This is a genomic window from Caldimicrobium thiodismutans (assembly GCF_001548275.1).
Classification (GTDB): domain Bacteria; phylum Desulfobacterota; class Thermodesulfobacteria; order Thermodesulfobacteriales; family Thermodesulfobacteriaceae; genus Caldimicrobium; species Caldimicrobium thiodismutans.
Genome location: NZ_AP014945.1, coordinates 64,847 through 80,499, shown reverse-complemented (window position 1 = coordinate 80,499; position 15,653 = coordinate 64,847). Strand labels below are relative to the sequence as shown.

Genomic DNA, 15,653 nt, shown 5'->3' with positions numbered 1-15,653 from the left:
AGCTTTAAATCATAGACCCTGTAAAACCCTTTTGTTTTAATAAAAGGGGAAGCCCTGCTACAATAAAATAGACCTCATCTGAGATTTCTGCAATTTTCTGATTTAGAAGACCAGCTTTTTCCCTGAATTCTCGGGCAAGCTTTCCTTCAGGAACTATTCCCAACCCCACCTCATTGGACACTAAAATTATCCAGTCCCTTTCATGCCCCTTATATTTCTCAAGAATTTCTATAAAAATTTTAATCTCCTCTTCAAAACTCTTCCTGTAATGTATAAGATTTGAAACCCAAAGGGTAAGGCAATCAAGAAGTATCACAGAAGATGTGTCTTTTAATCTCTCTAAATAAGAACTAATATTTATAGGCTCTTCAATTGTCTTCCAGAAGGCGGATCGCTCCTTTTTATGTAGCTCTATTTTTTCTTGCATCTCCTCATCATGAGCCTCTGCAGTAGCAAGGTAATAATAGTTTTTAAAACCTGTTAAGTCTTCAGCATATCTCAGGGACCATCTTGTTTTTCCAGACTTTGCACCACCAAGCACAAAGGTTATCATCTATAAGCTTCTCTCCAGAGTTTTACTAAAACTCTTTCAAGAATATTGATGATCATTTTATATAATCCACCATAACTTTTCTTGTTATTTCCAAAAACTTCCTCAAAAAGTGCCTCGGTATTTTTGATTTTTATACCTCTATATTGTAAATAATCATATTTTAAAGCGACCAAAACTTTTTTTATCATTTCCTCAGCAGATTGACAGATTTCATTAAAAAAATCAAGGGTCTCCTTACCAAGTTCTATATGGTGAAGTAAAAATACGATTTCCTCAAAGAGATAAATTAAATTAAGTAGTTCAAGGCCCCTTATTCCTCTTTTCCATTGATAAAAAAAGGGGTATCTTTTGTGAAATAGAAAATTTCTTAGACCAAAATTTAAAACCTCAAGAGCATTGTTATAACAGGTATCAAGCTGTTTTTTGAATTTTCTCTGAAGTAGGGTCTTGCGTGTGATGAGTTTAAAAGCTTTAGGATTTATTGAGAACTTATAGTATTCAATAAGATTTTTAAGAAATTGATGTCCATTTTTACAATTAGGCGTATCAAAATGAATAAGAGATAATAGAATTTTTCCTTTTCCGAAGGATTCTTCTAAAATTAAGGGTTTTTTCCTCATAAAATCAGGATTTAAACGAATTCCATATATATTTTCAAAAAATTCCAAATGCTCTCTATGATCATCAAGACATAAGTCAGATACATAAGCATCTTTATCAGGGGCACTAAAAGTTGCTAATATCTTTACATTTTGAGACAGAATATCAAGTTCTGGAGGAAACCAGAGGAATAAATTAGGTTTAACTTTTTCAAAGAAAGGATGGCTCCTCTCAAATTCTATTTTACAAGGCCCGCTGTAGCTTGGAACACGCTTTGAATTCCTTTTAACACTTGCTATCCCTAAGCCCTCCTGTCCTGCCAAACTTGCTCCACCACAAATTCCAATAAAAATTCCCCCAGCTTTGACAAATTCCTTTAAAAGTTCCCTTTGGTTTTCTGTTAAACCCTCAAATTTATTTTTAGACCATCCCCCCGGAACAAAAAGGCCTTTATATTTTGATAAAAAGGTTTCATCAATTTCTTCAGAAAGAATTGGATCAAAATCAAGATTAACCTTTTTTAAAGCTCTGTAAGTCCAAAGCCCCCAAAGATGAGAATCAGAGATAAGGAGAGCTGATTTCATATTTTCCTCCGTATTTCCTCTCATATCCCCTCTTGGCTATCAAAAATTTGCCCAAAAATTGGGTATATTTACTTCCCACAATTATAAGACTATTCATTCCTATTTTTTCTGAAGAGAGTTTTTCAAGAGTTGAGAAAATGATTTCCTCACCTTCTCTTGATGCAGAATTTACAATAGCAACTGCTGTATTCGGAGATTTATTTTCCCTTAAAATTTGGAGAGCCCTCTCAAATTGAATTTTTCTTCCCTTGCTCCTTGGATTGTAAATTACAAGGGGAATTTCTATTTCCGAAAGTCTTTTTAAACGCTCTTCAATAACTTCCCAGGGGGTAAGTCTATCAGAAAGGCTTATCACAGCAAAGTCATTACCAAGAGGAGCCCCAAGAAGGGCATTTCCCATGTTTAAAGCAGAAATTCCCGGTATGATCTCTACCTCAAGGCTGAACTTATTTTTATGCAATATCTCCAGCACAAGACCAGACATTCCGTAAATCCCGGGATCCCCACCACTTACTAAGGCGGTATCTTTTCCTGCTAAAGCAAGCTCAATAGCCTTCTTGACCCTATCAATCTCTTGAGTCATAGAAAAATCATAGACCTCTTTGGTTTTAATAAGAGGTAAAATCTGTTTGATATAGCTTTTATAACCTACAACCGCTGAAACATTGGTTAGGACTCTTAATGCCTTAAGAGTTAAATAATCTCTTGAACCGGGACCAATTCCCACCACATAAAGTTTCCCAACCTTTTGAAAAGGCTTGAGTGCAAGAGCTATAGTAAAATCTTTATAAATCCTTTTTGGATAAAGTAAGACCCCTTTAGACACCAAAAGAGCACAGGCCTCAGATACACTCTCAATTCCAAGGGCCTTTTTGGCTGATTGGGATGGAGAAATAACCTCAACCTCTGAAAGCTCATCTTTTCTAAAACCATTAAGATCTAACCCCTCCCTTAAGACAAAGTTTTTAAGGGGTAAATACTCTGCCTTTTTATCAAGGGTTGCAATTCCCTTTAAGGCTTTAAACTCAAGTGAAAGCTCTTCAAAAGTCCTCTTTAAAAGCTCCTCAAAATCTTCCTCAGTTAAAATCTCATGGAACCCAATCCCTGCATAAAGACATCGGGGAATAAGAATTAATTTGTTTTCCAGTTCTTGTTTTTTATAGGACACCACAATATCTGCCTCTTCAGGGGTAGAAACTCTCTCAAGTTTTGAAGAAAGGGGATAATTCAATCCCTCTTCAAGATAGACCTTAAGATTTCCTTTTTCATTAAATTTTGACATTATCACATATAGTTGATCTTTATTTTTAATAAAAAATCCAAGTTCTTTAATCCAGTTATCCAGGGGGGGTAATCCCCTATTGTCTGAAGCTGTGGTGATCACAGGATGAGCTTCTAAAAAACTTGCTATCTCAAGGGTAATTCTATTGATATCGGCATAATGCCCTCCCAGATAGGCAATAACATTGTTTCCTGTTTCATCTATGACAATAATTCCAGGATCATGGTCTTTATTTTTTATAAATCCTGCACAGACCCTGGCTACAATCCCAAGGGCCATAATAAAAATAAGGACCTTTTCAGGCTTAAAATGCCTTTTAATATCCCTCTTTGTCTCTCGATCAAACTTGTAAATCTCTGCCTTTTCCAGAAAAACACTAATTCTTTCCGCCAAAGCCTTTCCTTCTTCTGAAAGATAGAAAATGATAAATTCTTTATTTTTTTCCATAAAGAATTGATCTTTTGTGAAAATTTTTATCCATAAGTTTTAAAACATCTCCTACAACAATAAGAGCTGTTCTGGTTATACCTTCTTTAAGCATGGTTCCTGCCAGTTGAGAAAGGGTAGTTAGAATAATTTTTTCATCCTTTCGCGATAACTTATAAAGAATAGCAACTTGTGTTTCAGGGTTATAGACTTTAAGCAAAAGGGTGGAGAGTTTTTCTGCAAGGCCTGAGCTAAGAAAAAAAACAAGAGTGGATTTAGTTTTGGCTAATGTAAGAATTTCCTCTTCAGTTGCGCCACCTGTTTTTCCAGAAAGCCTTGTAAAAACAACAGAATTTGAAAGTTCCGGATAGGTAAACTCAATTCCTAAGCGAGCAGATGCCATAAAACCTGATGAAATCCCGGGAATTATTTCATAAGTAATGCCCTCATCTCTTAAAACCTCAATATGTTCCATTATAGAACTATAGAGGGCAGGGTCTCCGCTCACAAGCCTTGCAACAACCTTATTTTGCTCAAGATATTCCTTTATCTTTGCAATAATCTCCTCAAGAGGCTTTCCAAAGGCATTATAAAACTCGGCTTTTACATTCTCCTTTCTTAAAAAGGAAGACATTTCCTCACTTATGAGGCTTCCGGGATAGATGATAAGATCTACCTCTTTTATTACTCTCAGGGCCTTGAGGGTTAAAAGCTCGGGATCTCCTGGACCAATTCCAATAAAATATACCTTTTTCATAGTTTTTTCAAAACCACCAAGGTAAAGTAATCAAGCTCATTTTCCTCAACCTCATCCAGATTATACCATATCTTTTCCAAGTCCTGCCCTACTCTCTTGCCAACCAATCCCATATATGCATGCTTTTTTGAAAATTCCTTTATCTCTTTCAAATACCGATGGGTTTTCAGCAAAACTATGGTATCAAAGATAAGATAATTTGAAAGGCTTTTTAAAAAAGTATCTGCATTGGTTATTACAACTTCTTCTTTATTAAGGGACAGGGGGATTTTGAGCTTAGCTGAAAATCCAGAAAAAGAACTTATTCCCGGGATAATTTCCATTTCAATTCCACTTTTTTCAAGAAAGGGCTTAAGGTAAAAAAAGGTGGAATAAAAAGCAGGGTCTCCAAGGGTGATAAAAGCCCCTATTTTTGACTCAGAAAGTGCAGAACTAACTCTTTGGGCAAGTTCTTCCCAGTGATTGTAAAGCTCATCAATCTTCTGCATAGGAAAATAAAGCTCAATAAGCCTTTTGTCTTTAAGGGAAACAACCTTTTCAATGACTGATAAGGCAAGGGTCTCCCTTCCTCCTGTAGGATAAAAAAGGAGGGGACAGTCTTTTAAAATTTTTAAACCCTTAAGGGTTATTAATTCAGGATCCCCTGGGCCAACTCCAATTACATAAAGCTTCATCTTTTTGAAAGATAACCCTCTAAGATTTCAAAGACTTCTTTAACTGTAGAATAATAACTTCTCTTTTCCTCCGCTATTTCATCAAGGGCTTTTTCCAGGTTAGCAGTAAATTGATAATCCATAAAAAGTGGGGTTACCCTTTCTAAAAATTCACAAACCCTTCTGCCAAGCTCTGTTGGTTTAAGATACCTTCCCTCTTCTTCTATATAACCTCTTGTGAAAAGAATATCAAGCATGCTTGCATAAGTTGAAGGTCTGCCAATACCAAGGGCCTCCAATTTTTTAATTAGAGATTGAGGAGTATATCTCTCAGGTGGCTTAGTGATATGCTCTTTGATTTTATAACCTTTTATTTTTAAGAGGTCACCCTCTCTTAGGTCTGGAAAATCTTTATCTTCTTTTTCTTCCCTGCCAAGGAGAAGTAAATATCCATCAAAAACCAACTTTTGCCTTTTTAGAATAAGTTTGAGATCCTTTGGAAGATATGCATTTTTAAACACATACATTCTCTCCGCATAAATAGCCTCCCTCATCTGTGAGGCAAGAAAAATCCTTTTTATGAGTTCATAGAGGGCTCTTTCCCTTTTCCCTATAGGAGGTGTTTGTCTCAGGATTTGAGTTGGTCTTATGCATTCGTGAGCATCCTGGGCATGGGCTGATAACTTAACCTTTCTCTCACCTCCCACATATTCTTTCCCAAAAAGCCTCTCAATATAAGCTTTAGCCTCCTTCTTAGCCAAAGGACTTACCCTTGTTGAATCTGTTCTCATGTAAGTTATGTATCCTTCTTCATAAAGGGTCTGAGCTATCTTCATGGTCTCCTTAGGAGAAAGCCCCAAAAATTTGCCAGCAACTTCAATCAAAGTGCTTGTCTTTAAAGGTTGAGGCGGATATTTTTTCAAGGTTTTATCTTTAATAGAAGAAAGCTCTATCTCTTTTCCTTCAAGATATTCTTTAAAAATTTCTAATAATCCTTCTGAGTTTTTAGTTTTAAGTAATTCTTTTTTTGAGAAAAGTTCAATTTCAAAGCACTCTCCTGAAGAAGACTCTGCTATCACCATAAGAGAATAGCTCTTTTCTGGTCTAAAGGTTTCGATTTCCTTTTCCCTCTCTGTAATAAGTCTTAGAGCAGGACTTTGAACCCTTCCAGCAGAAAGGGCCTTTTTAAAATTTTTGGATAAAAAGGGGGATACTTTATAGCCAATAAGTCTATCAAGCACTCTTCTTGCTTTCCAGGCAGTGTAAAGATTTTCATCAATATCTCTTAAGTTATTAAAGGCATTTTTGATACCAATTTCAGTAATTTCTCTAAGCTCAATGCGTTTAATTTCTAAAGGAAAAGGTTGGTTTTTCTGAATATATTCAAGAAGATGATATCCAATAGCCTCACCTTCGCGGTCTGGGTCAGTTGCAATGTAAATTTTATTTACTGAAGAGAGAAGTTTTTTTAATTTAGATAAAACAGCTCTTTTAGAATTAAGAACTTCAAGATAGGGGTCAAAGGTATGGGGATTTATTCCCATACTTTTTATTGGAAGATCCTTAATATGTCCAAAGGTAGCTAAAAAAAGAAAGGAATGCCCTGAATTATTTAGAATTTTACTTAAAGTCTTAATCTTACTTGGTGATTCAACAATGAAAAGAAATTTATTTTTACCATTAAGCTTTTTAGTCATTGAAAATTTAAATTAATAGCAAATTTGGTTTCGTCAACTACATATATGCATCCATATTTTTTGAGACCTTTCTATCAATGAAATAGATACCTTCTGAATAATATTTTCCTTACAAAATTGATCCGCAAAAGGTTTTAGTGTCTGCCAATAAAGCAAAGACCTACAGCTTGCAAACACATATGTTTGCCCTACAAGGGGATTTACGAGATTTACATAGGGTAGGCAATACAACTTAAGGGTAAAGCAGATTGATATGCCCCAAATAGGTAGATTTAAATTTCAAAAGTTATAGACGCATACACAAGGCTTGCTTTTGGTCAAATATAAGCTAAAATTATCTTTTTAGAGGTTGTTTTATCTGGGGGTTTTGTTGATATGAGAGAGGCAGAGCGGTATAAAGAGGCTGGAGTTGACCTTGAAAAGGCTAATCTGCTAATAGAAATAGTGAAAAGAAAGACCCAAAAACTCCCTCAAAAGGGAGTTATTCATGATATCGGTGGTTATGCGGGGTTGTATTCTCTTGATCTTTCCTGTTGCAGAAATCCCGTGCTTGTGTCTTCAACGGATGGAGTGGGTACTAAAATTAAATTAGCCATACTTGCTGATCTTCATACCGGGATAGGCATTGATCTGGTAGCCATGTGTGTAAATGATATTATTACCACAGGGGCAAGGCCCCTTTTCTTTTTAGATTATATTGCCATGGGAAAATTTAATGAAAAGGTTTTTAACGAACTTATAGAGGGAATCACCAAGGGGTGTGAGGTATCCCAGTGTGCCTTATTGGGTGGTGAGACAGCTGAAATGCCAGGGATGTATGCTGAAGAAGATTATGATCTTGCTGGATTTGTAGTGGGAATTGTAGAAAGAGATAGAATCATTGATGGTTCAGAGATCTCTATTGGGGATGTTGTGATAGGACTTGCCTCAAGTGGATTACATAGTAATGGTTTTTCTCTTGTCAGAAAAATTATTCTTGATGAACATAAATTTTCCCTTGATTATATTCCACCTGAGCTTGGAAAACCCTTAGCTGAAGAATTACTTACACCAACTAAGATCTATGTTCCTACCATATTAACCCTAATAAATAAAGGGCTTAAAATAAAAGGTATCGCCCACATTACAGGGGGAGGCTTTTACGATAATATTCCCAGAATTTTACCCAGAAATTGTAAAGTGGTTTTAGAAAAAAAAGCCTGGGAATGGCCACCAGTTTTTAAATACCTACAGAAATTAGGAAATATCAGTGAAGAGGAAATGTATCATGTCTTTAATTGTGGAATCGGAATGGCTCTTATTGTAGATAAATCATCAGTAGATGAAGTAATAGCCTTTTTAAATGCCTTAGGAGAAATATCTTATATTCTCGGACATGTTGAAAAATTACAAGAAAAGGAATCTCAGGTTCAGTTAATCTAAGGCCTATGTATTTTCAAGAGGTTATTGCCAGACTTAATTCTTTTTGGGCTAAAGAGGGTTGCCTAATCCTCCAGCCCTATGATGTGGAATCTGGAGCTGGAACCTTTCATCCAGCAACCTTTTTAAGAGCCCTTGGCCCAGAGCCCTGGGCTTGTGCCTATGTTGCTCCATCCAGAAGGCCAACGGATGGAAGATATGGTGAAAATCCCAATCGCTTGCAGCATTATTATCAATATCAGGTTATCATTAAACCATCCCCTCTTGATATTCAAGAAAAATATTTAGAAAGTTTAAAATTTCTTGGGATAGATCCTTCAGAGCACGATATTCGCTTTGTAGAGGATGACTGGGAATCTCCAACGCTTGGAGCCTGGGGGCTTGGGTGGGAAGTCTGGCTTGATGGTATGGAGATTACCCAGTTTACTTATTTTCAACAGGTGGGAGGATTCGAGTGTAGACCTGTTACAGTTGAGATTACCTACGGCTTAGAAAGACTTACCATGTATCTCCAAGGGATTGATAATGTCTTTGAACTCAAGTGGAACAAGAATGTTACCTATGGAGAGGTGCACTTAAGAGGAGAAGTGGAATTTTCTATTTTTAATTTTGAGGTGGCTGATATTACTCTTTTAAAGGAACTTTTTGATAGATTTGAAGCTGAAGCCAAGAGGCTTTTTGAACTTGGACTTGCCCTTCCCGGCTATGACTATGTGCTTAAGTGCTCTCATACCTTTAATCTTCTTGATGCCAGAGGGGCTTTATCTCCAGTGGAAAGAGCTAATTTTATTGCCCGAGTTAGGGCATTAGCTAAAAGAGCTGCGGAAACCTGGCTTGAGAGGAAAGCATGAGTAAAAATCTACTCTTTGAAATCGGAACAGAAGAACTTCCTGCTCGTTTTATTGAACCAGCTCTTGAAAGTATTTTAAGCTTTACTCAAAAAAAATTGAAAGACCTTGAATTAACCTTTGAAGATATAAAAGTTGGTGGAACCTGTCGAAGGCTAAGTCTTTTTATAGAGGCCTTAGCAGAAAAACAGAGCGATAAAGAAGAAGAGATATTAGGACCATCCCTAAAAATTGGTCAAGATGAAAAGGGGAATTACACCCCTGCTCTTCTTGGATTTGTAAAAAAACATTCAGCAGAACTCAATCAACTTTTTATCAAGGATACTCCTAAAGGGCCTTATTTTTGTCTTAAAAAATTAATTTCCGGTCAAAAAACCATAGAACTTTTGCCAAATTTTTTAATTGAACTTTTACATAATATCTACTTCCCTAAAAGGATGCACTGGGGAAACTTTGACTTTACCTTTGCAAGACCAATAAAATGGTTCCTTGCCCTTTATGGAGAAGAACTTATCCCTTTGGAGATTGCTACTATTAAAAGTCAAAGGTTAACCTATGGACATCGCTTCCTCTCTCCTGGCCCAATAAATATTGCCTCTGCAAATTGGGAATATTATAAAGAGGAGCTTTTAAAAAACTATGTTATCCTTGAGGTAGAAGAGAGAAAAAATCACACCTTGAAAAGTATTCATGAAGTCTCAGTTAATATTGGAATCCCAGTTATAGAGGAAGATCTTTTGAGAGAAAATGCAAATCTTCTTGAATATTCCTTTCCTGTTCTGGGTAAATTCTCTGAAAAGTTCTTAAAATTACCTGAAAAACTTGTTATTACTGCCCTTCAGGAGCACCAACGCTACTTTTTTTTAAGAAACAACAGAGGAGAGCTACTGCCCTATTTTATCGCAGTAAACAATAATAAACCCAAAAATCCTGAAATCGTTATTCAAGGACATGAAAGGGTAGCCAGAGCAAGATTAGAAGATGCCCTTTTTTACTATGAAAGAGACATTAAAAGACCTCTTAAAAGCTATGTGGAAAAACTTAAGGGTATTGTATATCACATAAAATGCGGAACCCTTTTTGAAAAAACCGAAAGGCTTATTGGAATAGGTAAATATCTTGGAAAGCACCTTTTTCCTTATATTTCTCCTCAGGATATAGAAAAAGCCTGTTTATATGCGAAAGCTGACCTTGCTACTGAAGTAGTAAAGGAATTTCCAGGTCTTCAAGGCTATATGGGAAATCAATACCTTTCTTTGGAGGGAGAAAAAAATATTGCTCCTGCAATATACGAGCAGTATCTTCCATCCCCTAAGGATGAGGCCTATCCTGAAACAACCTTAGGAATAATTTTATCTCTTGCTGACAAAATAGATCATCTCTGTGCTCTTATCGGAGCTGGAGAAAAAGTAAGTGGTGAAGGCGACCCCTATGCCTTACGCAGGGCTGCCTATGGGATAATTAAAATACTGCTGATAAAAGAAATAGATCTAAAGCTTGAACCCCTTTTAGATTTTTCTCTTTCTCTGCTCAAAAATCAGGGTTATTTAAAAAATAAAAGGGCCCTACAGGATCTTTTGGAATTTTTAAGAAAACGCCTTGAAGGTGAGTTTTTATCAATTGATTTTACGAAAAATTTTATACAAGTAGTTATTGATCAACCTCTCAATCCTCATATTCAACATCTAAAATTAAAGGCTCTTAAGGAAATTTTTCCAAGGGAAGATTTTCAAGACCTTGCTACTCTTTTTAAACGGATAACTCAGATTCTTAAAAATATTGATTTAACTACTCTTCCAGCTATAGATCCCCAGCTATTTGAATATGAAGCTGAAAAGAGACTCTTTGAAAAGAGTTCTACCCTTGAACCCATTTTACTTCAGTTAGAATTAGAAAAAAATTACTTAAAATATCTTGAGGAATTACTTCAATTTAAACCTTTGATTGACACTTTCTTTGACGAGGTATTTGTGATGGTGGATGAGGAAAAGCTTCGTTTTAATCGTCTTTCCCTTTTAAAAAGGGTTTCTGAGTATTTTTATAGTTTTGGTGATCTTTCTTCTTTAGCCTGAAATGAATGAAGTTAAGCGAAGTTTAGTCATAGGAACCGCTGGTCACATAGATCATGGAAAAACTGCTCTTGTTAAGGCTCTAACAGGAATTGATACTGATCGTTTAAGAGAAGAAAAAGAGCGTGGTATAACTATTGATATAGGATTCGCTAAACTTCAATTGCCTTCAGGGATTCAAGCCAGCATCGTTGATGTTCCAGGGCATGAACGCTTTATTCGCAACATGGTGGCAGGAGCATCTGGCATTGATCTTGTAATGCTTGTTATAGCAGCTGATGAGGGCATTATGCCTCAAACGAGGGAACATTTAGAAATCTGTGAACTTCTCGGAATCAAAGAGGGAGTTGTAGTCCTAACTAAGATTGACCTTGTTGACGAGGAATGGCTGGAGCTTGTAAAGGCTGAGGTTGAAGATTATTTAAAAGGCACCTTTTTAAAAGGCGCTCCTATTGTGCCTTTTTCTGCAGTTACTCTTCAGGGGAAAGAAGAACTCATAAAAATCCTTGATGAAAAAGCAAAAACCTTAAGAATACGCGAGAGGACTCTTCCTTTTAGACTTCCTATTGATGGGGTCTTCCTTATTAAAGGATTTGGATTAGTCGTTAGGGGAACTGCTCTTTCCGGAGAGGTTTCTCTAAATCAGGAACTTATGCTCTATCCCCATCAGAAAAGGGTAAAGGTTAGAAATCTTCAGGTTCATGGTGAGTCCGTTGAAAAGGCCTTTGCAGGGATGAGGGTTGCTGTAAATATTCTTGGGGCTGAAAAAGAGGAAATCAAGCGTGGAGATGTGCTGGCTGAACCAGAGGTCCTTGAGCCTTCTCAATGGATAGATGTAAAAATTAAGGTTTTAAAAGAAGTAGAGCCACCTCTTAAGGCCTTTGAAACCTTGTTATTCTATGTTGGGACCTCAGAGATTCTGGGAAAATTAATCCTTTTCAATAAAGATTATCTTAAAGATGAAGAGGATATTGCTCAAATATTTTTACAGAAACCTCTCTGTGCCTGGCGTGGAGATAGATTCATATTAAGAAGACCAGGAACCAATGAGACTGTTGGAGGTGGTGTAATATTAAATCCCCTTTCCCAGAGAAGAAAAAGAACTAAACCCTGGGAAAGAAAGGAACTTGAATTTTTAGCCTCTTCCAAAGATGAGTCCCTTATTCTTTATTATATTGAAAAAAAAGGGGGCAGAGGGATTTCTCTAAGAGAACTCTCCCTTTCAGTTAGTATTTTTGGAAAAAATTTACTCCAGATGATCTCTAATCTTAAATCCAATATTTTAGAGATTAAAGCGGGAGATACCATCTTTCTTTTTACCTTTAAGGCCCTTGAGCACTTAAAAAGGGAGATAATTGAGAGACTTCGTAAATTTCATGAGAGTAACCCTTTTTCTCCTGGTCTTACCAAGGAATTTTTAAAAAGCAGATTGTCTCTTGACCCTCGAGAAATACTCTTTGAAAGGGCTTTAGAGGATCTTATTCACGAAGGAGTCATTCAAAGAGAAAGGGAACTTTATTTTATACCTGAATTTCAGAAAAAATCTTCAACATTAGAAGAACTTAAAAAGCAACTTCAAGAAAAATTTTTAAAAGAAGGTCTAACACCACGAGATGTTGAGGAAATTCTACTGGAATTTGGAAAAGATGTAAAAGCAGCAGAGGAGGTCTTAAAATTATTACTCAGGGAAGGAATTCTTGTTAAACTTTCAGAAAAGCTTATTTTTCATAGCAAGGTGCTAAGAAAAATTGAAGAGGATGTAAAGGCCTTTTTTAAAAATCATTCAGAACTAACAATTGGAGACTTTAAAAAGATTGTTGGCGAGGGAGTTTCAAGAAAATATCTCATTCCCATTTTAGAATATCTTGATAAACAAAAAATAACACTTAGGGTTGGGGATAAAAGGGTTCCAAGAAAGATATAAATTATTTCTTTTTAGGGGATTTTTTTCTTTTTTTCTTCTTAATTGGGGTTTCTTTGGAGAGTTCGTAAAATTTCTTTAATCTTTCATAGACTTTTTTATGAAATTTTTCTGCCTTTAATCCTGTAAGAAGTTCAATAACATCATCAACGGTCTCAGCGGAATAGAGATTAAACCTTTCTCCTTTGATATCTTCAAGAAGTTCTTCATCGCAAAGGAGATTATCTACATTTTGCACAGGGATTATAACACCCTGTTTTCCAGTGAAATTTAATATTTTACAGATCCGATAAAACCCTTCCACCTTCTCTTTAATTCCACCTACGGGCTGAAGATTTCCAAATTGATCGATAGAGCCAGTGACAGCAATATCCTGCCTTAAAGGAATCTGGGCAATGGCAGAGAGGATAGCTATTAGTTCTGCGCAAGAAGCACTATCGCCCTCAACAGGTTCATAGGCTTGCTCAAAGGTGAGTGTGCAGGAAAGTTGAAGAGGAAAATCTTCACCATAGCGATGAAAAATATAGGATGAAAGGGTAAGAACTCCCTTAGTATGAATTGGACCACTCATTTCTATTTCTCTTTCAATATTGATTACCCCTTTAGAACCTGGATAAACAGAGGCAGTGATTCTTGAAGGCCTGCCAAAGGCATAGTCTCCAAGGCTAATTACACTTAAACCGTTAATCTGACCGATCTTTTTTCCCTCAACAGAAAGAAGTATTTTCCCTTCTTTAATATATTCCCTGATCTTTTCCTCTAAGAGGTTCATGCGATTTATCTTTTCTTTTAATGCTCTTTGAATATCTTCTGAAGTTATCTCCTGATTTTTAGAAAGGTAGTTAGCCTCTCTCAATACATTTTTAAGATCTTCCAAAATAAATTTAACCTTTTTTCTATGGCCTGATTCAGTAATAGCATACCTCAAAAGTTCATTTAAGCCCTGAGCAGAAAGCTCTTTCAGACCGTCATCCTGAATCATTTTTTTCACTATTCTGGGAAAGGTTTTAACTGTTAGCTCATCTAAGGGTAAAATAGGATCAAATTCAGCCTTAATTTTAAAAAGTTCTCCAAATTCTTCATCATAAGTTGAAAGAAGATAATAGAGATAGGGATCTCCGATTAGAAAAACCTTAGTTGTGAAGGGAGCTGGTTCAGGCAGAAGTCCTACATGGGGAACAGGGATTTCCTCCATCATCCCGCCCATGAGGTGGAGTTTTTTGTGAAGTAACGCTCTTTTTAGAATAATCCACATATAAGGATTTTTCAAAATCTCCCAGAGATCAATTACCAGAAAACCTCCATTTGCCTTGTGAAGACTTCCTGCGGTAAGACTTAGATGATCCGCATATAGGATTCCCATTTCAGCACGATAATTAATCTGTCCAAAGAGTCCCTTTAGAGTTGGGACTTTCTCATAAATAACCGGGGCACCTTGAGTTTGCGAATTATCAACTAAAAGATTAATTCTGAACATATTTAAGGCCTTATTAATTCCACTCTGCACCATAATATTGCCTCGAGCCTTTTCCCATTCTATAAAGAGATGAATATTCTTAATTATCTCTTTTTTCAGGCTCTGGAAATAGAGCTTAACCTCTTCTAAAGTTTGAAAGGTTTCTTCAAGTCTTTCAAAGGCCTTATTTACAAGATTTTCAGCAATCTTATCTCTTAATTTAAAAAGGGCTTCTCCAAAGGCGGTATCAAGATCACGAAGTTTCCGCATGTATTCACGAAAGGTTGGTTCAAATTCAATCAAGCTTTTTTGATACTCCTCCCGGATCCTGGGATCTTTAAAAAGCTCTTCTTCAGAAACAGGGGCCTGAATCTTAAAGAGAGGTAAAAGCTTTACACCTTGTGGTCCAAAAAGAACCATTAAATTATATTTTTTAGCTGCATCAGTAAGCTCGGCAAAAACCTTCTCTTTCTCAGCTTCAATTTCTTTTGTAAGCTTGGAAAGTTCTTCTTCGTAGTCCTTTCCTTCAAAGGATTTAAAGGTCTCTCTTTTAAGGAAATTTAAAGCCTCCTCAAGACCTTCTTCAAGTTTCTTTCCATAACCAGCTGGCAGTTGAAGACATTTTGGTCTGGCTGGATCTTCAAAGTTATTTATATAACATAAATCAGGAGGAGTAGGAAAATTACTGGCTACCTCTTCAATACGCTTTAAAGTATATCTTGTTCTGCCAATACCTCTTGGGCCACAAACATAAACATTATATCCCTCATCCTTTATCCTTAGGGCCAGATCAAAGGCCTTTTCAAGACGTTCTTGATGAGGAAAAAGCTCCTCGGGATGAAAGGCTAAAGTTCCCTCTGAAAATTGAGCTTCAATTTTAAGATCTTTAAATTCAATCTTTTTCCAGGGCATTTTACTCTCCTCTTATTTTAGGATATTTACATAATTCTAAGGAAAAAATTTAAAAAAACAAGAAATGCTATGGGTCTATATTTTTTGAGATTTAATGAGTATTTTTTCTGCAAACTCTTTTGTAAGAAAATGAACTTGAGTAGAAACCATCTGGCAGGGCCAAACTCAAATATTTGCTTGTTATGAGTGTGTTCCTTTGCATTCTTGAGGATCGGGGCGGGCAGATTTGAACTGCCGACCCCCTGCTCCCAAGGCAGGTGCGCTGCCAGGCTGCGCTACGCCCCGTAACTGTCAATGCTTCTACATTATATACCATCTTTTGAACTTTTCAAGTTTATGTATGCGTCCATATCTTTTTAGACTCTATAGGATTTTTTCTTAGTCCATAACACAAATCTCTCCACATACCCGTTCCCCTTCGGAAAGAAAGGATAAAAAATCTGCAAAATCTTTCCTTAAGTAGGGGTTTAAAATTT

11 protein-coding genes and 1 tRNA gene are annotated in these 15,653 nt (G+C 36.3%); 4 read left to right on the top strand and 8 right to left on the bottom strand.

Annotation, left to right across the window (positions count from 1 at the left end):
* Positions 1 to 4: 4 nt before the first annotated feature.
* Genes cobU through topA form a run of 6 tightly spaced genes read right to left on the bottom strand, consistent with a single transcriptional unit; the run spans position 5 to position 6,552 of the window.
* The gene (gene cobU, locus THC_RS00375) at positions 5 to 553 is read right to left on the bottom strand and encodes a bifunctional adenosylcobinamide kinase/adenosylcobinamide-phosphate guanylyltransferase (RefSeq protein WP_068511707.1); all 549 of its coding nucleotides are present in this window, start codon (positions 551 to 553) and stop codon (positions 5 to 7) included.
* Positions 550 to 1,737, bottom strand: coding sequence for a hypothetical protein (locus THC_RS00370; protein ID WP_148638792.1), 1,188 nt, complete (start codon positions 1,735 to 1,737; stop codon positions 550 to 552). Before THC_RS00370 ends, cobU begins: the two co-directional genes overlap by 4 nt.
* Positions 1,712 to 3,466, bottom strand: a complete 1,755-nt coding sequence (gene cobJ, locus THC_RS00365) for a precorrin-3B C(17)-methyltransferase (RefSeq protein WP_068511701.1) — start codon at positions 3,464 to 3,466, stop codon at positions 1,712 to 1,714. Before cobJ ends, THC_RS00370 begins: the two co-directional genes overlap by 26 nt.
* On the bottom strand, positions 3,453 to 4,202 hold the full coding sequence (locus tag THC_RS00360; RefSeq protein ID WP_068511698.1) for a cobalt-precorrin-4/precorrin-4 C(11)-methyltransferase: 750 nt from the start codon (positions 4,200 to 4,202) through the stop codon (positions 3,453 to 3,455). Before THC_RS00360 ends, cobJ begins: the two co-directional genes overlap by 14 nt.
* Positions 4,199 to 4,876 carry a precorrin-2 C(20)-methyltransferase gene (gene cobI / locus THC_RS00355; RefSeq protein ID WP_068511695.1) on the bottom strand — a complete coding sequence of 226 codons (678 nt, stop codon included), beginning with the start codon at positions 4,874 to 4,876 and terminating at the stop codon, positions 4,199 to 4,201. The genes THC_RS00360 and cobI overlap by 4 nt, the downstream gene beginning before the upstream one ends.
* Positions 4,873 to 6,552 carry a type I DNA topoisomerase gene (gene topA / locus THC_RS00350; protein ID WP_068511693.1) on the bottom strand — a complete coding sequence of 560 codons (1,680 nt, stop codon included), beginning with the start codon at positions 6,550 to 6,552 and terminating at the stop codon, positions 4,873 to 4,875. Before topA ends, cobI begins: the two co-directional genes overlap by 4 nt.
* 375 nt (positions 6,553 to 6,927) lie before the next feature.
* Here topA and purM point away from each other — a divergent pair, with 375 nt between their 5' ends.
* The 4 genes from purM to selB are packed head-to-tail and all read left to right on the top strand — an operon-like array spanning position 6,928 to position 12,812.
* Entirely contained in the window at positions 6,928 to 7,974 is a 1,047-nt protein-coding gene (gene purM / locus THC_RS00345) for a phosphoribosylformylglycinamidine cyclo-ligase (protein WP_068511690.1), read from the top strand.
* A 5-nt stretch (positions 7,975 to 7,979) separates the two neighbouring features.
* Entirely contained in the window at positions 7,980 to 8,822 is an 843-nt protein-coding gene (locus tag THC_RS00340) for a glycine--tRNA ligase subunit alpha (protein ID WP_068511687.1), read from the top strand.
* Positions 8,819 to 10,891: a glycine--tRNA ligase subunit beta gene (glyS, locus tag THC_RS00335; protein WP_068511684.1), complete on the top strand. Its 2,073-nt coding sequence runs from the start codon at positions 8,819 to 8,821 to the stop codon at positions 10,889 to 10,891. The genes THC_RS00340 and glyS overlap by 4 nt, the downstream gene beginning before the upstream one ends.
* 1 nt (position 10,892) lies before the next feature.
* On the top strand, positions 10,893 to 12,812 hold the full coding sequence (gene selB, locus THC_RS00330) for a selenocysteine-specific translation elongation factor (RefSeq protein ID WP_068511682.1): 1,920 nt from the start codon (positions 10,893 to 10,895) through the stop codon (positions 12,810 to 12,812).
* A gap of 1 nt (position 12,813) precedes the next feature.
* Here the strand turns inward: selB and THC_RS00325 are convergent, their stop codons facing one another.
* Together THC_RS00325 and THC_RS00320 are read right to left on the bottom strand one after the other, a co-directional pair.
* Positions 12,814 to 15,177: a Lon protease family protein gene (locus THC_RS00325; protein ID WP_068511680.1), complete on the bottom strand. Its 2,364-nt coding sequence runs from the start codon at positions 15,175 to 15,177 to the stop codon at positions 12,814 to 12,816.
* A 211-nt stretch (positions 15,178 to 15,388) separates the two neighbouring features.
* Positions 15,389 to 15,462, bottom strand: a tRNA-Pro gene (locus THC_RS00320).
* Positions 15,463 to 15,653 lie beyond the last annotated feature (191 nt).